This is a genomic window from Bacillus sp. JJ1474 (assembly GCF_036965225.1).
Taxonomy (GTDB): Bacteria; Bacillota; Bacilli; order Bacillales; family Cytobacillaceae; genus Cytobacillus.
In genome coordinates this window covers 1-22880 of record NZ_JBALPC010000040.1, presented here as the reverse complement: position 1 = coordinate 22880, position 22880 = coordinate 1, and the positions used below count along the sequence as shown (strand labels likewise).

The 22880-nt window shown below is 39.2% G+C and carries 17 protein-coding genes; 7 read left to right on the top strand and 10 right to left on the bottom strand.

The genetic code is table 11. The annotated features are described in order from the left end of the window. Nucleotides 1-114: 114 nt before the first annotated feature. The 3 genes from V7164_RS06395 to V7164_RS06385 form a co-directional block, all read right to left on the bottom strand. On the bottom strand, nt 115-948 hold the full coding sequence (locus V7164_RS06395; RefSeq protein WP_335353680.1) for a CheR family methyltransferase: 834 nt from the start codon (nt 946-948) through the stop codon (nt 115-117). A gap of 26 nt (nt 949-974) precedes the next feature. Then, nucleotides 975-3737, bottom strand: coding sequence for a response regulator (locus V7164_RS06390; RefSeq protein ID WP_335353679.1), 2763 nt, complete (start codon nt 3735-3737; stop codon nt 975-977). Between the two features lie 128 nt (nt 3738-3865). Beyond that, nucleotides 3866-6586: a dynamin family protein gene (locus V7164_RS06385; protein ID WP_335346420.1), complete on the bottom strand. Its 2721-nt coding sequence runs from the start codon at nt 6584-6586 to the stop codon at nt 3866-3868. A 409-nt stretch (nt 6587-6995) separates the two neighbouring features. Here V7164_RS06385 and V7164_RS06380 point away from each other — a divergent pair, with 409 nt between their 5' ends. From V7164_RS06380 to V7164_RS06355, 6 genes are all read left to right on the top strand, one after another. Beyond that, on the top strand, nt 6996-8666 hold the full coding sequence (locus tag V7164_RS06380; RefSeq protein WP_335346419.1) for a glutamine--tRNA ligase/YqeY domain fusion protein: 1671 nt from the start codon (nt 6996-6998) through the stop codon (nt 8664-8666). Nucleotides 8667-8715: 49 nt separating this feature from the next. Next, nucleotides 8716-9066 (top strand): ASCH domain-containing protein, encoded by a 351-nt coding sequence (locus V7164_RS06375; protein ID WP_335346418.1) that lies wholly within the window; start codon nt 8716-8718, stop codon nt 9064-9066. 11 nt (nt 9067-9077) lie between these two features. After that, a complete protein-coding gene (locus V7164_RS06370; RefSeq protein ID WP_335353678.1) occupies nt 9078-9518 on the top strand; it encodes a hypothetical protein in 441 nt (146 codons plus the stop codon). Nucleotides 9519-9923: 405 nt separating this feature from the next. Continuing rightward, nucleotides 9924-11408 carry a TerD family protein gene (locus V7164_RS06365; protein ID WP_335353677.1) on the top strand — a complete coding sequence of 495 codons (1485 nt, stop codon included), beginning with the start codon at nt 9924-9926 and terminating at the stop codon, nt 11406-11408. Between the two features lie 139 nt (nt 11409-11547). Then, complete coding sequence (locus V7164_RS06360; protein ID WP_335353676.1) at nt 11548-12417, top strand: MBL fold metallo-hydrolase; 870 nt, start codon at nt 11548-11550, stop codon at nt 12415-12417. 326 nt (nt 12418-12743) lie between these two features. Beyond that, on the top strand, nt 12744-13706 hold the full coding sequence (locus tag V7164_RS06355) for a D-2-hydroxyacid dehydrogenase (RefSeq protein WP_335353675.1): 963 nt from the start codon (nt 12744-12746) through the stop codon (nt 13704-13706). Between the two features lie 22 nt (nt 13707-13728). On the opposite strand, the gene V7164_RS06350 is transcribed toward V7164_RS06355, so the two are convergent. The 4 genes from V7164_RS06350 to V7164_RS06335 form a co-directional block, all read right to left on the bottom strand. Next, nucleotides 13729-14673, bottom strand: coding sequence for a DMT family transporter (locus V7164_RS06350; RefSeq protein WP_335353674.1), 945 nt, complete (start codon nt 14671-14673; stop codon nt 13729-13731). A gap of 135 nt (nt 14674-14808) precedes the next feature. Next, nucleotides 14809-16209 (bottom strand): M28 family peptidase, encoded by a 1401-nt coding sequence (locus V7164_RS06345; protein WP_335346414.1) that lies wholly within the window; start codon nt 16207-16209, stop codon nt 14809-14811. Nucleotides 16210-16425: 216 nt separating this feature from the next. Then, nucleotides 16426-16986 (bottom strand): FAD-dependent oxidoreductase, encoded by a 561-nt coding sequence (locus V7164_RS06340; protein WP_335346413.1) that lies wholly within the window; start codon nt 16984-16986, stop codon nt 16426-16428. A gap of 133 nt (nt 16987-17119) precedes the next feature. After that, on the bottom strand, nt 17120-17353 hold the full coding sequence (locus V7164_RS06335) for an excisionase family DNA-binding protein (protein ID WP_335346412.1): 234 nt from the start codon (nt 17351-17353) through the stop codon (nt 17120-17122). 171 nt (nt 17354-17524) lie between these two features. Between V7164_RS06335 and V7164_RS06330 the strand changes: the two genes are divergently transcribed. Beyond that, nucleotides 17525-19180: a PAS domain S-box protein gene (locus tag V7164_RS06330; RefSeq protein WP_335346411.1), complete on the top strand. Its 1656-nt coding sequence runs from the start codon at nt 17525-17527 to the stop codon at nt 19178-19180. A 63-nt stretch (nt 19181-19243) separates the two neighbouring features. Here the strand turns inward: V7164_RS06330 and V7164_RS06325 are convergent, their stop codons facing one another. The 3 genes from V7164_RS06325 to V7164_RS06315 all read right to left on the bottom strand — a co-directional run bounded on the left by V7164_RS06325 (nt 19244) and on the right by V7164_RS06315 (nt 22657). Continuing rightward, on the bottom strand, nt 19244-20419 hold the full coding sequence (locus V7164_RS06325) for a toxic anion resistance protein (protein WP_335346410.1): 1176 nt from the start codon (nt 20417-20419) through the stop codon (nt 19244-19246). Next, a complete protein-coding gene (locus V7164_RS06320) occupies nt 20416-21072 on the bottom strand; it encodes a 5-bromo-4-chloroindolyl phosphate hydrolysis family protein (RefSeq protein ID WP_335346409.1) in 657 nt (218 codons plus the stop codon). The genes V7164_RS06325 and V7164_RS06320 overlap by 4 nt, the downstream gene beginning before the upstream one ends. Nucleotides 21073-21514: 442 nt before the next feature. Continuing rightward, nucleotides 21515-22657, bottom strand: a complete 1143-nt coding sequence (locus tag V7164_RS06315; RefSeq protein ID WP_335353673.1) for a trans-sulfuration enzyme family protein — start codon at nt 22655-22657, stop codon at nt 21515-21517. Nucleotides 22658-22880: the final 223 nt, after the last annotated feature.

Below are 22880 nucleotides of genomic sequence, written 5' to 3'. Positions count from 1 at the left end.
CCGATCATCTAATGTTACATAAAAATAACTTACCAAAAAATAAGTAACATTACAATGAAAAAGTCCTTGAAAATAGTAAAAAAAAAAATACAGCTTCTATCAAAAGAAGCTGTTCTAATATTTGGAAAGTGATGATTTCTTTCGGAATAACTTTTCTATTGGGTTGAAGTCTTCGAAGCTGTAATTGTCTTTACGAATAGATTCCTTGCTGCCGAGCCCAAGGAATCCTCCCTGACTTAGGCTTTCATTAAATAATTGAAGCACATGTCCCTGAAGGTCAGTATTGAAATAGATAAGGACGTTCCGGCAAATGATGACATGAAACTCATTAAATGATCGGTCCGTTACTAAATTATGCTGAGCAAAGACGACATGTTTTAGTAATGCAGGATTTAAATAAGCAGCCTCCCAATCAGCTGTATAATATTCGGAAAACGACTTTTTGCCTCCTGAAAGCAAGTAATTCCTTGTATATAACTGCATTTTCTGCAGAGGAATTATTCCTCGCTCTGCTTTGGCTAAGACTTTTTCATTCATATCGGTTGCATAGATTTTTGTTTTGTGCCCAAGCCCTTCCTCCTCCATCAAAATGGCCATGGAATATACCTCTTTCCCAGTAGAACAGCCAGCATGCCAAATTCTAATTTCAGGAAGATCTTTTAGAAATGGAGTAACCTCATTCCTAAATGTTTTGAAAAAGGTAGGGTCCCGAAACATCTCCGTCACATTAATCGAAAAATCGCTTAATATTTTTTCTAAATATACTTCATCATGAATAATTTTCTCCGTCAGACTGGTAATACTCGGTAAACGTTCCTGGGTTAATCGGTATTGCACCCGTCTCATGATTGAAGATCTCATATATTGGCGAAAATCATAGCCTGATAGACGAAAAATAGCTAATAACAATAGTTCAAGCTCTACATCCTCTATACTAACTTTAAACATTCTTCATCATCCCAATAATTTTCTTTCTAAGATAACCACACTCGCATAACTGACAATAGCTGATCTAGTTTTAGCGGCTTGCTGATATAATCTGATGCGCCAGATTCTATGCATTTTCTGCGGTCATAATTCATGGCTTTTGCTGTTAGAGCAATAATGGGCAAATCCTGATATTCTTCAAGCTCACGGATTCTCCTCATCGTTTCATAGCCGTCCATAACAGGCATCATAATATCCATTAACAAAATATCCACTTTTTCTTCTTTTACCATCGTGTCTAAACACTCCATGCCATTTTCGGCTGTTAGAACATGCATGCCTTCTTTTTCAAGTGCATTTTTTATCACATAAATATTCCGATGATCATCGTCAACAACGAGAACCGATTTTCCTTGTAAAACCGTAGAAGATGGGCTAACTTCCTGTTCATCATTAGGCAGATTTTTAATGGATGCTTCAATAATAGATTCAAAATCTTTGGCAGAAGCAGCTTCAGTAATCACTGTTTCCTCTGCTTTTTTCGGTAAACCATCAGGTAGGCTTGGAATAAATAAAGTGAAACTGCTGCCCTTCCCTTCTTCACTCTTTACTTTACATACCCCGCCAAGAAGCTGAGCAAACTCTTTTGTTATAGATAATCCGAGCCCTGTTCCACCATACCTTCTCATTGTTGCTCCATCCACCTGCTGGAAGGCTTCGAATATCTCCTCCTGCTTCTCTATAGGAATTCCAATTCCTGTATCTGAAACAATCACCTTTAACCATGTATCTGAGGAATTCGCTTGAGGGAAGCTGCTGATCTCATGGCTGTGCGCTTTTTCAAAAGTAACAGAAACAGAACCGGAATCAGTAAATTTAAAGGCATTTGAAAGTAAGTTTTTAATCATTTGCTGAAGGCGCTGTTCGTCTGTAAATATTACTTCTGGTACACCTTCAATCTCAGTAACAGTGAATTCAAGATTCTTCTTCTTAGCGAATTGAACAAAGTTCCGTTCCAAATGATCAGTAAAAACACTCATATTCACTTCTTCAAAGTGTATCTCAAGCTTCCCAACCTCCACTTTAGAAAGGTCAAGAATATCATTTATTAAGTCTAGCAAATCCTGACCGGCTGAATGAATAACCTTAGTAAATTCGACTTGTTCTTCATTAAGGCCATGATTCGGATCATCAATCAGCATTTCTGAGAGCAGCAGAATACTATTCAATGGTGTACGAAGCTCATGAGACATGTTGGCAAGAAATTCAGTCTTGTATTTCGAACTCAGCATTAGCTCTCTAGCCTTTTCTTCAAGTGCTTCCTTTGCAGACCTCAGTTCCTCCGACTTCAGCTCTGCATCATTTGTGCGTTCTTCTAATTGCTCATTAATCATTCGGAGCTCTTCCGCTTGAGTTTGCAGCTCCTCTGATTGTGACTGCAATTCCTCAGATTGCATTTGCAGTTCCTCTGTCTTTGTCTGCGAGTCCTCCAGTAAACGGGCAATTTCCATTCTGCCTAATATATTTGTAATGGCGATGCCTAGCGTGTCCAGCACTTCCTCCAATAGTTTTAAATGAGTAGATGTAAACTCGTTTAGACTTGCCAGTTCCACAACCGCGACGACTTCATCCTTCACCAAAACTGGCGCCATCATAATGCTTCTTGGTGCCACACTTCCAAGTCCAGTATGAATTAGATGATACGTACTTGGAACATCTTTTAGAATATAGTGCTTCTTTTCAACGGCACATTGCCCTACTAGCCCCCCGCCTGGATAAAAAAACTCTCTACCGACATGTTGACCGTCTTCTGCATAGGAGGATTTTTTTCGATAAACCGGCCTTCCATTATTCGTTTCCTTCACATAGAAAACACCAAGATTGGCATTGATTGCATGGGACAATTGGCGAATGAGCTCTTCACCAAGGGAATGAATATTGACATGGTGGCTATACAGATGAATGATGTCGGCAGAATGGCTTTGTATCCAATTTTGCTCCGTTATTTCTGAAATATATTTTCTTTCTTTTTCATTATAGGTTTCTAAAGACGCTGCCATTGAATTAAAGGACTTTGCTATATCTCCGAATTCATCATTTGTATGAATTTCTACCCTTGGGAGCTTGGACAGGTTTTTATAATCAATAAGATTGAGCCCCTTTAATATGATTGCCATCGTTTTACTTGTGCTTCGAATGAGTGAAAGTGTAACAAGGACAATCATCAGTAGGGCTAGAGTAACAGCTGATATTAATACAATGACGAGCTGGGAATGTGTTTTTGTAGCACTTTGGAGTGATTCATCCATTAATGTTTCCTGGTATTCAATAAATTCACCTAAATCGAGTAAAAGCCGATCGCGATTGATTCGTTCACTATCATAAATGGTTTGCATTTCATCAAATTTACCGCTTTTGAATTTTTCAATAAATTCCTTCTCCATCTGATTGTAGGCATTGTAAGATTGTTCAATTTCGTTTAGAACCTCTCTGCCTCTAGTTGTATTAATGGAGGATTCTAAGTTAATGATTTCTGATCTAATGCCATCTTCATTATCTTTTAGAGATTTTTCAATCAGTTCAGGGTTTAGTTCTTCTTTAACAATTAATATCCGCAAAAGCTGGCGATCAGTTTGATCGAATAGCCTTCTGATTTCAGTAGTTTGGTTTACTTTATAGTAACGATCCTTCACAATCTCTAGCATATTAGCTTTTATTAAATTTGCCATAAAAAGGATGACAAACATCAATAGAAGCATAAAAAATATAGTCAAGCCTAAGCTAAGATATTGCTTCCTTTTAAAACTCACTAAATACGCCTCCTTCAAGATGAAATAAGTTTAAGAGGTTTAATTATTTATGAGTGGCAGAATGACTGCTAAAACGTTATGTATGGCCGTTCGGCTAAAATGCTAGCCGAGCGGCCTATTATGGGCTTTTACTGGTTTTGATAAGTCGCTCCTCGGACATCCGTCATCCATTCAAGCTGAATGAGCTTAAGGTGGAATAAGGTGATCGGATCACGGTATAGTTCAGGATTTTCCCTAATTTCCTTCAAAGACTCTTTATTGAATTCAATCTGACTTCCTGATTCCTTCACTGCTTCCTGCAGTTCAGTTAACGGCGGACTAAAAAACATGCTGACATCTCTATCTATCGATTTTTCAAAAAGTTCAAATGGCTGGAAGAATTGTTCTGCAACCGATGCAGCCACTTCGCTGTAATCCTCATTTTCAATAAATTGTTTATATTTATTATGGAGCATTGATTTATTTTGCTGAATAGCTCCGAGCAATCTGCCCGCGCTCTTTAAAATAAACTGTGATGGTGTAAAGCGGTTTAATATATTTATATTTTCTAGATGCACTTTACCTCTCGTCATCCGATCTGCATCTCTGCGCCAATCATCTAACACTTTAAAATCACATGCGAGACTTAGTTTTTCTTCCTCATACAGATCATTAAAGCCCGCACCCATTTCATTCAGGAATTCTTGAGCCTCGGTGAATTCATCACTTGCCTCGTTAATCCACTGATGAATCCCCTTATGGAAGCTTGGCATAATCATTTCATCTAAATGATGACGAATACGATTATTCATTTCAGCATTCAGCTGAACATGGACCTTCCCAAAATCGCTGTCCTCATGTATTAATTCTGAACTCCCTTTAAGCAGTTCAGGAATATCCTCCATTAGCTGAAGCTTTAGATCGTCTTTTATCTTTGTAAAGGACCTTTTCATGACTCGGGCTTTTTCTTCCTCCAAATCACGTAATTGATTGGTCGCTCCTGTTAATTTGGTTACCATCTCATCATTCCATTTAATGGATTCAATGAAACCATTCTCCATTTCCACGCGTCTTTCCAGTAGGAACTTAATCGTTTTGCGAATATAATGCTGAACCTTAGACGTTCTTTTTTCTTCAAGATTGTCGTTATTCGTGATAGATTTCAAGAATTGAGTTAAAGGCTCAAGCTGTTCATCACGGCCAGAATAGGCAAATACTCTTGCTTTTGAAAAATAAGTATTCACTTTCGAAGTGGCACTGTCTATCACTTCCTGCTCCATCTCATTAGAATCTACCCCATTTAACAAGAAATGAATAGGAAGGTCAGGTGCCTGCTCACGAATTTTCACAACCATATCAAGCTCTTCCTCTGTGAAAGCATGATTGGCATTAAGTACGAATAGCAGACTATCCGCGAGCTGCAAATATTGGAATACTTCATTTCTGAATCGGTTCAGACCCGTTATGCCAGGTGTATCAATAAAGGCAAGCTGCTTTTCGCGAAGAAAAGGTGTAGGCTTTTTATACAGGATCACAGTCTGTGCGTTGTCGCTAACATCGGATAAATGAGAAATTTCTCTTTCTCCTTCATCGCCAATCTCCTGTATGCCAACCGTCTCATCATCCTTGAACATCACAGTTGTTGAAATAGAGTCATCGATTATTGTTTCACCAAGTAAATGATTGATAAATCCCGATTTCTCATTGCCAGCGGCTCCGGCAATTAATAGATTAGGAGCCTGAAGATCAAGAAGCTCCTTCACCATCCATTCAAATCGGTGTCCAATCTCGATACCATTCTTCCTTGCCCAAGAGACAACGGACTTGAATAACTCGAATCCATCCGTTAAGCCATTTCGGTCGCGCATTTCTTGGCTAACCTTTTTCTCGGCTAAATTAATCGCTGAATGCTCGATACTCGAAGGGAAGATTTCACTCCATGCTAGGGCAGAAGCAGCTGCAATGGATGAATAAGCAGAATCAGCCATTTTCACCCAGTTGCTTAAATGATTCGGAATTAAATGTGAAATTTCTCTTATTAAATACTTCCCATTAATTAATTCGAAATATGTATCATGATAAACGGCCGAAAGCTCTTTCCATGAATGGGAGCTTCCGCCTTCCATATGGAGAAGGATGTGATTTAATTCTTTAACCCAAGTAAAATATAAGTCTCCATTTCGATATTGATTCCATAAGGAAACAGCCAGTCTTTCAAACTTTGCCAAATCCGCCTTAAATAAAGTGACCAATGCTTCATTGAAATAATTTGGTTCTGTCTTCTTTATCTTTCCATCCTCGACATAAGATTGCAGAATGTCGAACCAAGAAAGATCTCCTGTCCGGATGGATTCATTCACAGCAAGTTCAATGGCATTTTTCCAATCCTGATGCTTTTCAAAAAACGCTTTAGCAATGCTCGTTACATCCCGATAGTCTGGGTTAAAGGAAACAGCCTCCTTGATCACCTCAACTGCAAAATCAAGCTTTCCGCGTGCTACATAAGTGGAAAACAACTGTAATAGCACTTCCATTTTCAGATATTCTGAGTCTGTTTGAATGGACCGGTACAAATCCTCAGCTGTAGCAAGAATCTCTAGTTTAAAATAAGCATCTGCCATATTCTTCTTTGCCCATGGCTCAAGTTCATTATTAATATTCTCCCATTTAAAAATGGCTGCTTCATAATCACAATTTTGGAAGTAAATCTCCCCTTGAGCAAAGCGAATAAAGGAAAGTTCCGATATTGCTTTCCTTTGCTCCTCCATATACAGCTCACCTAATGCCTTGATGGGATGGACATTCTCTTTCCCTTCCACTAATGACTTGTAATAACTTTTTCCTATTAATTGTTCATCTATGATCATCATGCTACCCCCGCAGAATATTTTCACACACTTGATATTTTCACTAATATCAAAACAAGCCGAAACGGCTAAAGCCCAAGAAGCTTCATCTACTTTTTTCCTATCTTTTATTCTAACAAAATATTTTTATGGCAAATTTTCAATTTTGATTACAATATTGTATTCTTATGTAACAAATTAAATAATGGGCAAAAGTCCTAATGCGTCTATCCTAGTTCTTTACCCCAATTGCTTATTTGACAAACCATTTCATTGCGCTTTTCTTTTCATTCTAAGCAAAATTCATTATGATTACAATTTCAGCAGGTCTAATTAATCATAGATGCTAAGGTTATTCCCTTCGATTGATTTACTTGGGTAATAACAGTAAAATAAGAATTAACTACCTACATATAGAAAGGCTGATACCGGTTTGGAACAAAATTCGTCAAACTTTATTAAAAATATTATTATCGAGGATTTGGAATCAGGAAAACATAAAGAAATCATTACTCGTTTTCCTCCCGAACCGAACGGGTATCTTCATATCGGTCATGCGAAGTCCATTGTCATTAACTTTGGTCTTGCCGATGAGTTTAACGGAAAGACACACTTGCGATTTGATGATACCAACCCATTAAAAGAAGATCAGGAATATGTTGATTCTATTAAGAACGATGTAGCATGGCTTGGCTATGAGTGGGATGATCTCCGCTTTGCCTCCGACTATTTTGAGGAAATGTATGATCGTGCAGTTCTACTTATCAAAAAAGGGAAGGCCTATGTGGATGATTTATCTCAGGAAGAAATCCGTGAATACCGCGGCACCCTGACAGAGCCAGGAAAGGAAAGTCCTTATCGCAATCGTCCGGTAGAAGAAAATCTAGATTTATTCGAACAGATGCGTAATGGCGAATTTGAAAATGGCAGCAAGGTGCTGCGTGCAAAAATTGATATGGCTTCGCCGAATTTGAATATGCGTGATCCTGTCATTTATCGAATTTCTCATGCTTCACACCATAATACTGGGGACAAATGGTGTATTTACCCTATGTACTCCTTCGCCCATCCATTAGAGGATGCGATTGAAGACGTCACTCATTCCATTTGTACGACTGAATTTGAGGATCAACGTCCTCTTTATAATTGGGTTATTGAAGAATGTGAAACGAAAAGCAAGCCGCAGCAGATTGAATTTGGGCGTCTTAACATTACGAATACAGTTATGAGTAAGAGAAAGCTTAAGCAGCTTGTGGACGAAGGCTTTGTTGATGGCTGGGATGACCCTCGGATGCCAACGATTTCTGGATTAAGAAGAAAAGGCTTTACACCAGGAGCAATCCGCGAATTTGTTAAGGCAACAGGCATTTCCAAAGGTTATGGCGCAGTTGATGAGGCTATGCTTGAGCATTTTGTCAGAGAAGATTTAAAGCTGACTGCACCGCGAACAATGGGCGTATTGAACCCGCTTAAAGTAGTCATAACCAATTATCCGGAAGATCAAGTCGAAATGCTTGATGCGGAAATTAATCCAGAAAATGAGGAAATGGGTATACGACAAATTCCATTCTCCCGAGAAATTTATATTGAGCAGGATGACTTCATGGAAGACCCGCCAAGCAAATATTTCCGACTTTACCCAGGTAATGAGGTCCGTCTAAAGCATGCTTATTTCATTAAGTGTAATGATGTGATTAAAGATGAAAACGGCCAAGTGGTTGAAATTCACTGCACATATGATCCTGAAACAAAAAGCGGGACAGGCTTTACAGGACGTAAAGTGAAAGGAACTCTTCACTGGGTTGATGCTAAACATGCCATTCCAGCTGAATTTCGTTTATATGAGCCATTAATTCTTGATTCAGAATTGGAAGCAGGAGCAATGGACGATTCTGCAGAAGAAAAGACGTTTTTGGATTATGTAAATCCAAATTCGCTTGAAATCGTTCAAGGCTTTATTGAACCTAATATGAAGGATGTTAAAGCACAGGACAAATTCCAATTTTTCCGTCATGGCTATTTTAACGTGGATCCAAAGAATTCAACGGCTGAGAAACACGTATTTAACCGTATCGTTTCGCTAAAAAGTTCATTTAAGCTATAATGAGTAGCACATTTTTGCACTTTTAACACATCAAAGGGAGGAACCCATAATGACAAACGAAAATGAAAATCAAACACTGCCGCCAAAAACCTGTACAATTGAGCGACTAATCACTTTACCAGCAGACATTGAATTGGTGTTAGCAGGAAAGAAAACGGCTACGCGCCGCAATGGCCGCTATGCAGACGTTGGTGAGATTATGGATCTTCAAGGTCATAAATTTGTCGTTGAAAAAGTATATTCACAATCTTTAGGTGAATTAACGGATGAGCATGCCAAGCAAGAAGGATATGAAACCGTTGAAGATTATAAGCAATCCATTCTATCCTATCACCCTGGCATGCCATGGCTGCCACAAATGAGAGTATGGGTGCATGAGTTCCGTCCAGTCTCGGAATAATCGCATTTTTCATGGATACACTATACCGCTTCATCCTATACATCCATGTAGGCAGTGCTGTTCTATCCATTGGTCCATTTTTCGTTTTAATTCCGATTGCGAAAAAATTGCGGGCAGCCGAACATGAAGTCCAGCTAGCCTACTTGGATATATTCCGCTATTCTGTCCGGCTTGTGAAGCACGCCGGACATCTCCTTGTCGGGAGTGGTGCATTACTCATAGCTATTGGGCATTGGACGTGGAAAACATCATGGATTATTGCAACGTTAGCTGTAATGTTTGGTTCCGTATTTTTTCTAGCCAGGGCTTTTACTCCTATTTTCCGAAGATTTCATGAGCCTGGACAAGATACACAGCAGCTTGTCCAAAAGCTTTTAAAATCAACCTGGCTTTATTTAATCCTATTAATGGTCATGCTCTGGCTAATGGTTGTAAAGCCTTCACTTTGGTAAAAGTTGGTTTGCATTTCAAGACTATCTAACTCTCACTTTTCCATATAATAATCTCAAAATGGTCAGCCTCGGATTAGAGCCTGGCCATTTTTCTTAGGAATCTGAAAAATTTGGAGGCATTATGCTCTTTGTTTCCAGTTTTCCATGGAAGCCTAAAAATTTTGGAAACATCGCGCTCTTTGGTGCCCTTTTTTCTATAGGAATCTAAAAAAATGAAAGCATCTCCTTTATGGTTGACTGCGTTCATTTTTTGCATAAAACTCACTGTATACCATTTAAAATAAAAGCCAGGATGTTATCATTTTCCTTTTGATTCCATTCTGCATTATAATAATAATTGAAATTAAAATTCAGAGAAAAGTTACTTAATTATATGAATCTATAGGGATTGGAGTGGTTTTTAAAGTGGGTGTTACGTTACGAAAAGGACAGAAAGTTGATTTAACAAAGGCTCATCCAGGTCTTGAGGTTGTAGTGGCTGGTTTGGGCTGGGATGTTAGCCACAGTCATTCACAATATGATTTGGATGCCTCAGCATTTTTAGTTGGCCCTTCTGGCAAGGTCCAAAGCGACATGGATTTTGTATTCTATAATAATCCTAGAGGCGGAAATGGTTCGGTTATTTACAGCGGCGATAATCGCACCGGAGCTGGTGCCAGTGATGATGAACAAATTACAATCGAATTAAATAAAGTTCCTCCTTCTATTCACCGAATTGCATTCACCATCACAATCCATGATGCACATGTAAAACAGCAAAACTTCGGACAAGTTTCTAATGCCTATGTGAGAATTTTTAACGCTATGACAAATGAGGAATTAATTCGTTTCGACCTAGGACGTGATTTTACAGTAGAAACGGCCATTGTGACAGCTGAACTATATCGCCATAACGGAGAGTGGAAATTCAATGCCATTGCAAGTGGCTTTCAAGGCGGGTTAGCCGCACTTTGCAGAAATTTTGGCGTTCATGTAGATGATGAGCCTGCTCCTGCACAACCTGCTTATCAAGCTCCGCCCATCAATCAAACATACGGAAGCTCTCAGCAAGCTCAATCATTTTCAGGCCAACAACATACATCCTATAATCAGCCGACTTTCGGTCAAACAAATACACACAGTCCTTCTTATAATCAACCAAGCTATAATCAATCTGGGCATCAGAATCAGCCTTACAATCAGCAAGCCTATGGACAGCAGGCGAGCTATAATCAGCCTACATATGGTCAAGGATATTCCTCAGGGCAATCTTATGGCGGAGACAATATTAATTGTACCCGATGTGGATCTTCGAATGTAAGAACTGGTGAGAAAGGCTTTGGTCTGGGAAAGGCAGCAATTGGCGGGTTAATCCTTGGTCCTATCGGGTTATTGGGTGGTTTTATTGGAAAAAATCAGCTTAAATTCACATGCAACAGCTGTGGAAACGTCTGGTCTCCTAATCAAACTGATTATACACAATGGGCCAATCAGCAAAAAAGAAAAGCTCAAGAATTATTTGCCCGCTATAAAAGCCAGGATGTTATGGATGCTGTTGTTGCCGCATGTGCACTCGTATCATTAGCAGATGGAAGACTGGACCCATCCGAGCGACAAAAAATGATGGAATTTGTCAATCAAAGCGAAGAATTGCGCGTTTTTGATACAAACAAAGTGATGCAGCAATTTAATTACTTCGTCCAAAAAATCGAACGTGATTCTATTATCGGGCGTGCCGAAGCATTTAGAGCTTTAGGACGTGTCAGATCGAAGCCTGAAATTGCTCGCCTTGTTGCTCGTTATTGTATCGCACTTGGCTATGCAGACGGTCATTTCGATCCTAGTGAAAAGCAGATCGTTTCAGAAATCTGTATGGAATTAGGGTTAAATCCCCAAGAATTTTTATCATAATCTGCGCCATCTTTATGAATCTACAAAGAGCCTTTTACAAAAAGGGCTCTTTGTTTTTTTGACAGGGATTCTCTTACCATCCGTATACCCCACTTCAAGCGAGGGGACACTTTGAATAAAGGAATAGGAGGGGGTCCCAATGGAAGAAAACCGTATGAATTTGGAAGGAAGTCCTTCAACTGAACGCTTTATGCCGATGACATCTGTTGCAAGTGGCATGCTGCAAACTGTCGCTCAAGGCGTACAATGCTATACCGTTCAGATCGTCAATGTTTGTTTTGTCACTCTATCTGACACCCCTGGAGATTGGGTATTGATTGATGCAGGTATGCCCCAATCTGCCAGAAAAATGATCGATGCAGCTGAAGAGCTCTACGGTGAGGGCGCAAAACCAAAAGCCATTATTTTAACACATGGGCATTTCGATCATGTTGGAGCCATTATTGATTTAATTAATCACTGGCAAGTTCCTGTCTATGCCCATACACTAGAGCTCCCTTACTTAACCGGGGAGAAAAATTATGTAGAACCTGATTCATCTGTTGAAGGCGGAATGATTTCAAAGATCTCTCCTTTTTTCCCAAATGAGGCAATCAATATTTCGGGACATGTTCACCCTCTTCCTGAGGATGGTAACGTTCCTGAAATGCAGGGCTGGAAATGGGTTCATACACCAGGGCATACACCTGGTCATATTTCGTTATTTAGAGAAAGTGACCGTGCCCTTATTGCGGGTGATGTCTTTGTTACGGTTAAGCAAGAATCTCTATACAAGGTTTTAACACAGGAATTTGAAATAAGCGGGCCTCCAAGATACTTAACTCCTGACTGGGAGTCATCACGCAAGTCGGTTGAAAAACTATTCGCCCTACAACCTGCCTATGCTGTAACTGGCCATGGCATACCAATATCAGGGGATATATTAACAGAAAGTTTAACAAAGCTAGTAAATGAATTTGATAAGATCGCCATCCCAGATTATGGCCGCTTTGTCGATGGGGTACATTAATTTTGCCTATCTGAAGCTTGGCGGACACAAGGTCCCTTATTTGTAGGAAAATAGGGGATTTCCTTATGCTTGCGGACATAGCTTCCTCTATTTTGTAAAAAAGCAGTCATTTCCTTCTGTTTTTCATAAATAACGTACACAGTATCCGCTTAGCCTATAAATTAAGGTCATTTAATGAAAATAACGGATTTTATGTCCGCATTTATTTCTTCAACTAGCATATTTGAAAAAATGAATGCTCAGCCTTTCTCCACGGAACTATTTATCCTTATTGGATCTTCCTTTTTTTGCTATGATATACATATCATGAATTAGGGGGAGTCTTTGTGGAGAAACGAAAGCTAATCGTTACCCAAAATTTAAGTGAGGATTCAGTTGAAGCCATAAAAGAAGTTATTCCAGACTGGGAGCTTATTGTTGGAAAAGATAATACAGTTTGGCAAGATCATTTACAAGAAGCGGAAATTATAGCAGGCTGGAAGAAAGAATTAACTGAACATGTGCTATCCCATGATTCTAAGCTGCGTTGGGTTCAATCTTGGTCTGCAGGTATAAATAGCATGCCATTGAAAGAATTCAATAATCGTTATATCCAGTTAACATCGGCCAATGGGGTTCATTCCTTCCCAATTTCCGAGACTATCTTTGCACTGATGCTCGGGCTTACTAGAAAAATACATACATATGTGAAAAATCAGCAAACAAAAACATGGCATCATTCTGGGTTAAAGCTTGAACTGCATGGCAAAACAATGGGTCTCTTTGGGGTAGGGGCCATTGGCAAGGAAACAGCCAAAATTGCCAAGGCATTTGGCATGAATGTTTTAGGATTCCGCCGTTCTGGCTTACCTGAAGAACATGTTGATACGATGTATTCGCTCGATCAGATAAATGAAGTATTACCCATATGTGACTATGTAGTTGTAACGCTTCCGCTAACAGAGGAAACAAAGCAATTATTTGGAAAAGAACAATTTGACCTCATGAAGCCTTCATCCTTCTTCATTAATATTGGCCGAGGCGATATTGTTGTAGAATCAGAGCTTATCAAGGCTCTAACTGAAGGAAAAATCGCTGGCGCAGGCTTGGATGTATTTGAGAAAGAGCCTCTTAGTGAAGATAGTCCTTTATGGGAGCTTGAAAATGTAATCATCACGCCACATACAGCCGGATCAACTGAACATTATGATAACCGCGTCATTAAGGATATTTTTATCCCGAATTTGAAGAGCTATCTAAAGGACGAGAGGCTTCCAATAAATTTAGTAGATTTTCACAAAGGTTATTGAAACAGCAAAAGGGATTACCTCCTTAGAGGAATCCCTTTTTGGCGTTTTGTGTCTGCCCCATCCCCCTTTTCTTCCGTTTCCGGAGCAATTCCTCCAATGCACCTGATCCAAGAACAACACCGGAAACAATGAATAGCAAACCTAATAAGTGAATGGAGGTGATGATTTCTCCCAGAAGAACAGCCGAACCAACTAATGAGAAAAACGTACTTAAATTAATGAAAATGGATGCTTCTGCGGGTCCGATTTTTTTAATTGCTGCATTATAAAACATATGCCCCAAGGCTGTTGAAAGCAATGCCGATGAAAAGAAGGCAACCCATAGAAGGATAGGGGCTCCGAATAACCCTTCAAACCCTTTTGGCTCCTGCCACAAACTAATAAAAAATAAAAGAACACTTCCCAAGACCAGCATATATCCGGTTAATAACCGTGGATCCATTGATTTCGCTGCCTTGCTAATAAGAATAAAGCTTAGGGCTTGTGAAAGAATCGAAAAGAATATATGTAAGTCACCTATCGAAAGACCTGATAACCCTCCTTCACCGGATAAAACGATAAAGGAAACCCCTGCACTTCCAAATAGGAATCCTAGAATTTGAATCCACGTTGCCCGATTACGCAGGATAACTGACGAAAGAATGGCCGTTAATAATGGGCCCGTTCCTAAAATGAGCGCCCCATTTGTAGCTGTTGTATTCGTAAGACCTACTGATAAGAAGAAATGATGGCCGACTACGTTGAACAAGCTGCCAAAAATAATAAACTTCCATGCTTCCTTACTCGGCCTTCGAATTTTCCGCATCAAAGCCATAATGAGAAAGACTGAGATCCCTGCCGTAAAAATTCGCAAAGAGGTAATGGTAACGGGCGGAAAATAACCTACAAGTATCTTGACAACTGGCACATTAAATCCCCAAGCCATCATAATCGCTATTAGCAAAAGATAGGTTTGTATATTTTTCAAAATGATTTCCTTCTTCCTTCACTTTCACATAATTAAACCTATTTTAGCATGGAAATCTTTACAAATTCATTTTATTTGAATCCATGAAGAAAAAAGCCAGCTCTCACAATAGAGAACTGACTTCATTATTCAATACTATTTTATATTCTGCTCATGGCGCTGATCTTTATCAGCTTTTACTTTAGGGCCTTTTTTCGGCTTTGGTCCCATGTTGTCGAAGCGAGCTAGGTCATAAACTGCTGCTCCCACAATCTCTGCTACATCCTGAAGCTTTTCTTTGCTGATTTTATCAATGGAATCTTCAGGTGTATGGTACCAAGGCTCAGACGGACTGTGGATAAATAATGCTGCTGGGATTCCTGCTTCGGCAAATGGAACATGATCACTGCGTCCGCCTTGGCCATATGGAGTTGGTTCTCCGTTAAGTCTTGTGCTTGAAGCCTGGGCAAGCTCAGTCACTAGGTTAGGCTTCCCATCAAGAGTAAGCAAGACTAAATCTCCCGCATCCCTGCTTCCAACCATATCAAGGTTAAAGTTAGCAATCGTGCGCTCTTGTTCGTCATCTGATAGATTGTTAACATAGTAGGTTGAGCCAATTAATCCAAGCTCTTCCGCGCCAAATGTAATAAATTTAATTTCTGTATCAGTCGGCACGTTTTTAAATACACGTGCAAGCTCAAGTGTCGTTGCCGTTCCGGAGGCATCATCATTTGCTCCTGGTGCACCTGCAACTGAATCGTGGTGAGCCCCAACGACAATTACTTTACCGGTATCTTTTTGTTTATTTGTCGGTTTTTTCGTAGCGATTACGTTATGGGAAAGACTTTCTCCCGCTTTAGCACCCTCAATTTTCAAGCTTGTCCTTAATTCGGTTCCTGCATTTAGCTTAGCAAGAAGTGCCTCGCCCTCCGCTTGCGTTAAAGAGACAGCCGGAACATATTTATCATTGGCTTCGCCAAGCGTTCCGTTTACTGCACCGCCCGTATTATTAAAAATAATAACTCCTGCAGCACCTTTTTCAGCCGCATTTAACACTTTTTCAGCGAAACTAATATCACCGCGTTTGATGAGAGCAATTTTTCCAGTCAGATCTGTATTGGCAAGCTCCTCTTTCTTTCCTAAGTTTGCATAAACAAGATCACCCGAAACATTGCCGCTTACTGTGTATGTAAAAGAACTTGGTTTAAGCACTCCATCATAGCCATTTACGTTCAATTCAATCGAACTTGGAGGTGTATAGCCATAAAAAGTAAACGGCTGTAATTCAACATCATATCCATATGACTCGAATTGTTCTTTAATATACTTGACTGCTTGTTCCTCAGCTTCTGTACCAGCCACACGTGGTGTTTTAGATAAATGTTCAATATTTTTATAAATATTTTCTGCATTAATCTTATCGATGACTTTGTGATCAAATACATTAACTGGCTGAGCTTGTCCAACTTCATTCGGCTTCGCAAATACAGCCGAAGTGCCGACCGCACCAAAGGCTAATGTGGTTGCTAGCGCCATAGATAATAATGGTTTTTTCATAGAATCCCTCCTAAGACATAGATTAATAAAAATATTAAACTATTCTAAATATTAAGGAAGGGAATTTGTAACTACTCCGAGGTAGGACAAATAATCTATTTTTTTCCATTTTTGTTTAACTAAGGATAAAAGACACGGGTAATAAAGCATGACTTGCAGCTTTGTCGAAAAATAAGCACGAAAAAAGCCAGCCCATTAAAGGCTGGCTCATCCAAATTATTTTAAAACATCGTGGTCAACATAACGTTCACCATTTAACTCACTAATCACATTAATGGCAACTTTTGCGCCGTCTCCTGCTGTGATGATCGTGTGCACGCTTACCCCTGCAGCAGTGCCTGCTGCCCATATTCCATCAATATTCGTTTTTCCGGCTACATCCACATCAAAAATCGTTTTAACTCTCGGTTCTGTACCATCTTTTGTTTTTAATCCTGCTTTTTCGGCAAGATCTGTTAAAAAGCCTGTTGCGAGAATCACATGCTTAGATTCATATGTCTGATTATCTGTTTGAACCGCGAATCCAGCCTCTGACTTTTCAATATTTTCAACGGATGCTTCAACAATTTCAGCACCGAATTTAGCAGCCTGCTTCTTCCCAACCTCGACTAAATCTGGACCTGAAATCTCAAGCACGCCATAATGGTTCTCTAACCATGCACGCTTCGTTACACTTTTATCATTATCAATGACTAATACCTTTTTTCCTGCTTTAGCAGCGAATAATGCCGCACTTCCTCCTGCTGGCCCTGCTCCAATTATTGTAATATCGTACATAACTTGTTTCCTCCTAAATATAATTTCATAATATTAGATTAACTAAATAAAGGCTCTTTGTAAAATAATGTGACTTATACAATTCAGCCCTATTCTTCTCTACTATTATGGACTTCATGAAGGGAAGAAAACTCTAGTCCTCGTCTTTAATATCTCGATCCTCTGGAATTGGTTCATTTTCCAATTCCTTGACTAAATTTTTATATTTCTCCAGCTGTTCAAAATGTGTCTTAAACTGATCCCTATAGACCAATACCGCCCCTTCACTATCATGTAAGACTCGAACTTTTCCTTGTAAAATTAAGTTCTCCACATATGTTACTGAGACAGATAAATATTCTGCTGTTTCTTCAATGGTTAAATACAATATAATGTCACTCCAGTAATTTTTTTTGTCTTTTACTGTCTATCAAACTAGGATAAAATGTTTATGGACTGGAAATTTATTTTTCTAGTTATAACTATACCATTACGAACATAGGGAAATGGAATGATTATTTTCTCCATTCGGGTATGGAACAGGAGTTACACGAATCAAATGAACAAAAAGAAACTCTTTATCCTATACATAATGATAAGTATTATTTGGATTTTTGGCACCAACTATCTTCTTAGTCAATTTCAGCCTTCTTCACTTATCAATACGATCGAAAGAATGAAGGAACTGCTTTATATACTTACAACCGGCTGGCTATTTTATTATTTTATGGAAAAGATGGAACGATCAAACAAACTTAAAGGAGAAGAAAGGCGATTATCAACCCTTATCAACTCAATGGTTGACTTCGTGAACTTCAAGGACGGGGAAGGGCGCTGGATCGAGGCCAATGAATTTGGCTTAAAATTATTTCAGCTTGAGGATGTAGATTACAAAGGAAAAAAGGACTCGGAACTAGCAGAATATACAGAGTTTTACCGGGACGCGTTAATCTACTGTGAGGTATCGGATGAAGAGGCTTGGAAGAATAAAGGGATCACACGTATTGAGGAAGTCATCCCTCTTCCGAATGGTCTGCAAAAAACGTTTGACACGATTAAAGTCCCTCTCTTTCATGAAGACGGCAGCCGCAAGGGTCTAGTCATTATTGGAAGAGATATAACAGAAAGAAAGATCGTTGAAAACCTGCTAAAAAGAAGCAGGCAAAAGTATAAATCCCTATTTGAATATAATCCTGATATTGTTTATATGATCAATCTGAACGGAATCATAACAAATGTAAATCCGCAATTTAAAGCTGTTACTGGCTATGATGATCAAAGAATAATTGGCAAAAATATTAAAGACTCGCTGCCATTAGAAGGACAAAAGGCAATCCAAAAGGCGATTTCTAATATCCTAAAAGGAGAATGTGTTCAAAAGTATGAGCTTAAGCTGCCCCATAAGAACGGCGAAATCATCACATTGCAATGCACGAATCTTCCGATCATCGTAAATGGGACAATCGATGGGATTTTCGGTTACGGAAAGGATGTCACCCATATTAGGCAAACGGAGGAAAGACTAAGACGAACAGAAAAGCTGTCCGTTGTTGGTGAACTAGCTGCAAGTGTGGCACATGAAATTCGCAATCCGCTTACCTCGCTCATCGGATTTGTTCAACTGCTTCAGAAGGAGAACGAAAAAGATCATTTATATCATAAAATTATGCTAGACGAATTAAACCGAATTAATTATATAGCCGGGGAGCTGCTCCTGTTGGCTAAGCCCCAGCAGGTCCAGTTTACCCGTGCCGATATCCATCTCATTCTATTTGAGGTCATTTCATTGCTTCAATCTGATGCCAATTTATATAATGTCCAAATTGATTTTATTTCAGATATTCAAGAATATACGATAGACTGCGAACCAAATCAATTAAAGCAGCTTTTTATCAATATCATCAAGAATGCCATTGAGGCATCCCCAAGCAAAGGAAAAGTGGACGTCTATTTAAAACCGGAAGAGAATGGCGAAGTCCCCATTTTTGTGAAGGATCAGGGCTGTGGTATTTCTGAAAAACGGCTGGAAAAAATCGGCGAGCCGTTTTATTCTTCCAAAGAAAAAGGAACAGGATTAGGTCTGACTGTCAGCTACAAGATTGTGCAATCTCATAATGGTTCAATCGTATTCAATAGTAAAATAAATGAAGGAACAGAGGTCCTAATCAAATTACCAGTAACGAATGAAAAAAGTGTAGAACAAACAACTAATTAATAAAAGAAGATCTATTAATCAAGCGTTTGATTAGTAGATCTTCTTCCTTTTTAAAGGCTATATTTATCCTTTGATTTCAAGCAGTTTTTGTCTTAAGTCGCTTTCCATTGTTGCCAGCTCTTGCTCAGCTAGGCGGCGCTTCTGGCGTCCTTCCTCCTGAATTCTTAAAGTCTCTTCCAGTGTAGAAATTAAATTTTCTTGAGTTTTCTTTAATGTTTCAATATCAACAATGCCACGTTCATTTTCTCTTGCAGTCTCAATGGTGTTCGTTTTTAACATTTCAGCGTTTTTCAACAAGAGCTCATTCGTTGTCTTAGACACTTGCTTTTGTGCCTCTACCGCATGGCGTTGCCTAATCAGCGTTAGGGCAATGGCTACTTGATTTTTCCACAACGGGATAGCAGTCATAATAGACGATTGGATCTTTTCAACAAGCGCCTGATTCGTATTTTGAATTAGACGGATTTGCGGAGCGCTCTGAATCGTAATTTCTCGGCTTAATTTCAAATCATAGAGTCGTTTATCTAGCCTGTCTGCGAACTGAATCATATCATTGACTTCTTGGAACTTCATTTGGTCGTTCGACTCTTCGGCTTTTTTCCTTAATGCTGGAATCGTTACATCATGCAATTCCTCGAGCTTAATTTCACCCGCTGCAATATAAACATTTAAGGCATGGAAATATTCTTTGTTATTCTCATAAAGCCTTTCAAGCATGACCACATCTGAAAGCAGGATATTTTTGCTGCGTTCAAGCTTTACGCTAATTCTGTCAATTTGTGCGCCAGTTTTCTGGTATCTGGACAAAGTCTCTTGTATCGAGCTTGAGATTCTGCCAAACATACGTGAAAGAAAGGATGATTTCTCCCCCTTCAAATCATCTGGATTCACTTCATTAAACTTCATCATTAATTCACTAATGATTTCCCCTACTTCCCCGATGTCCTTTTTTTGGACTTGTTCGAGCATCGAGTTGGAGAAGGACAATAGCTTTGACTGTGCAGGCGTCCCGTAAGAGATCATCGCCTGATGATTTGTCGGATCAATTTGCTTAGCAAGCTCGTATGCCATTTGTCTATTTTCTTCTGGAATCACGTCAATCAGCTTAACAGGTTTTTCTTTTATCGGTTCATTTTTGCTAGTCAGCTCAAGATTTTCCCCAAATGGATTAGATAGCAGATCATCCATTAAGTTTGTACTGCTTGTGTTTTTTAAAAGAGTTGGATTGTGCTCACTCATTTTAATCTCCTGCTTTCATCGATAATTCGTGAATCCTTTATGGTTTTAATTGTATGCTTGGCGACATCAATTTCGAAGTTCAGCTGGTCAATATCATCTGAGATGACTTTATATAAATCCTCTTCTACCATGGCCGTCAACTGTTCAAGGGTACGGCGTGTTTCATAAAGTGACTGGTCGAGCTCATATGTTTTCTTGGGCTGAGCGGATAAAAACACATATTTCTCCGAAAGCTCAACGGCTGAATCTAAATGGGAAAAGTAAAATTGTTCCGCTTTGTAAAAACGTTTTGGCTCCTTTTTCGTTAGCCTGTATATTTTTCTCGTTGTTCGCATTAGTTCCATTCTTTGCTTCAAAGAAGGAATATGACGAATCGAGAAAAGCGCCTTATGCAAGCGGGAAATTTTTCGTTTGGAATCATCGATGTTTTTCTTAATAAATTGGTATTCCTTCCTTGTCAGTTGATGGCGTTTTAAGAACCTTTGCTTTTGTATCATGCCTGTCATTAAATAAGCAAGAACTCCGGCCCCAAAACCAATGGCACCTGAGAGCCAGAATGTTTGGTTAAAGGCAAAATAGCTTAGCAGCCATACACTGGACGATGTTGGAAGAGCAATTAACATTCGTAATAGAAATGCTAAAAATTGATTCATATTTAATCGACTCCTAAAATCAAATTCGCCTGGGCGAATTTGCGCCCAGATTTTTATCGAGCGAGCTCGATAATTTCCTCTAAAAAATCTGAGGCATCCGCCGGAGGCTTATCTTTATTCAGCTAGGGCTTTACCCCCTGCTGAATTGAATACCTGTTTGCATTAATCTTATCACTTTAGAAGTGAAAGACTAATGCTGAATAAAGATAAAATTCTTAATATATATACGTATGAAGTAAATACAGGTTTCAGCTATAAAAAATTCCTTCTCTTCTATAAAGATACAGGAAAATTTCACTTTCATCTATAGACCTCAACCTTAAATTATTATAGGACTTGAGACGTAGCAAAACAAAATTAGCGAGCGAGAATTAATTTCGGAAACATATAAAAAAACCATTCACGGCCAGCGTTCTAGCCATGAATGGTTTCTGCTCAGAAACTATTTTATTGAATTTTTAATCGCTTGCTCAAAGGCTGCAATAATATCTTCCGGATGTTCGATGCCAACAGAGATCCTTACGACCTCTCTCGTAATACCTAACGCTTCGCTTGCTTCAGGTGGAAGGGCACGGTGAGAGGTCAGTAAAGGATGCGAAACCGTTGTCTCAACTCCGGCAAGGGTCGGAACTAATTTTACCCATGAAAGGGATTTAAAGAATTGATTAACATCTATACTTTTTGAAAGCTCGATCGTAACCATTGCGCCATATCCTGTCTCTGCTTCATTAAAAGGATAATACACCTTGGATATATTTATATTCCCCTGAAGAGCCTCAGCTAGTTTTCTTGCATTAGTGGTTTGGGTTCGCATACGAAGGGCCAGTGTTTTAAGCCCACGGCATGTAAGCCAAGCTTCAAATGGACTTACATTTGCGCCGAGATTTACGACTTTCGCTTTCGCCTTTTCTACTAAATCTGCTCTTCCGACAACGACCCCGGCAGTAACGTCACTATGACCGCCAATATATTTCGTTGCACTATGAACGACTAAATCTGCGCCGAGCTTAAATGGGCTGCAATGTAAGGGAGTTGCAAATGTGTTGTCAACAAGCACAGCTAATTGATGCATTTTCGCAAAATGAACAACAGCTTCAATGTCCTCCACTCTTAAAAGGGGATTGGTGATCGATTCTGTATACAATAGCTTTGTGTTTGGCTGAATAGCCTGTTCCACATGCTGCAGATTGGAGAAGGACACAAATGTTGTTTCAATCCCCAGTTGACTTAATTCTTCTTTTAATAAGTGGAAGCTGCCCCCATAAACATCTTCCGCAGCAATGATATGATCACCGCTTTTTAGCACGGTAAGAACCGCTGCCAATATAGCTGAAAGCCCTGATGATGTGGCAACACCTGCAGGGGCGCCTTCGAGTGCTGCAACCGCCTGACCAAGTTCATCGGTATTTGGATTGCCAACACGAGAATATAAGTAATTCCCTTCCCCTTGGTAATACCCCTCCATGTCATCTAAATCTTCAAAAGTAAACGCAGAAGTTTGATAAATAGGTGTTACCTTGCTTTTTATCGGTTTCTTTGATTTTTCTACACTGTGCAAAACTAATGTTTCAAATCTCTTTTCCAAAACAGACACCTTCTTTGTAAATATAAATTATTTTAATAAAAGTTCGATTAATTGAATTTTATCAATATTTCACCTGAAATCCAATTGAAATTCTTATATGATTCATCAATTAACTAGGATTTATTTCTTTTTGACTAAAGACCGTTATTTGTGGGACCAAATATTAAACCCTCACTATAAAAGCTCTATGGCGCTTGTTTTCGTGTTGCTCTATCGAAAACGC

Coding starts and splice junctions, on each gene's coding strand:
- V7164_RS06370 (WP_335353678.1), top strand. CDS start 9,078: ATGGATACACTATACCGCTTCATCCTATACATCCATGTAGGCAGTGCT.
- V7164_RS06325 (WP_335346410.1), bottom strand. CDS start 20,419: ATGAGTGAGCACAATCCAACTCTTTTAAAAAACACAAGCAGTACAAAC.
- V7164_RS06330 (WP_335346411.1), top strand. CDS start 17,525: ATGAACAAAAAGAAACTCTTTATCCTATACATAATGATAAGTATTATT.
- V7164_RS06375 (WP_335346418.1), top strand. CDS start 8,716: ATGACAAACGAAAATGAAAATCAAACACTGCCGCCAAAAACCTGTACA.
- V7164_RS06360 (WP_335353676.1), top strand. CDS start 11,548: ATGGAAGAAAACCGTATGAATTTGGAAGGAAGTCCTTCAACTGAACGC.
- V7164_RS06320 (WP_335346409.1), bottom strand. CDS start 21,072: ATGAATCAATTTTTAGCATTTCTATTACGAATGTTAATTGCTCTTCCA.
- V7164_RS06385 (WP_335346420.1), bottom strand. CDS start 6,586: ATGATGATCATAGATGAACAATTAATAGGAAAAAGTTATTACAAGTCA.
- V7164_RS06340 (WP_335346413.1), bottom strand. CDS start 16,986: ATGTACGATATTACAATAATTGGAGCAGGGCCAGCAGGAGGAAGTGCG.
- V7164_RS06345 (WP_335346414.1), bottom strand. CDS start 16,209: ATGAAAAAACCATTATTATCTATGGCGCTAGCAACCACATTAGCCTTT.
- V7164_RS06395 (WP_335353680.1), bottom strand. CDS start 948: ATGTTTAAAGTTAGTATAGAGGATGTAGAGCTTGAACTATTGTTATTA.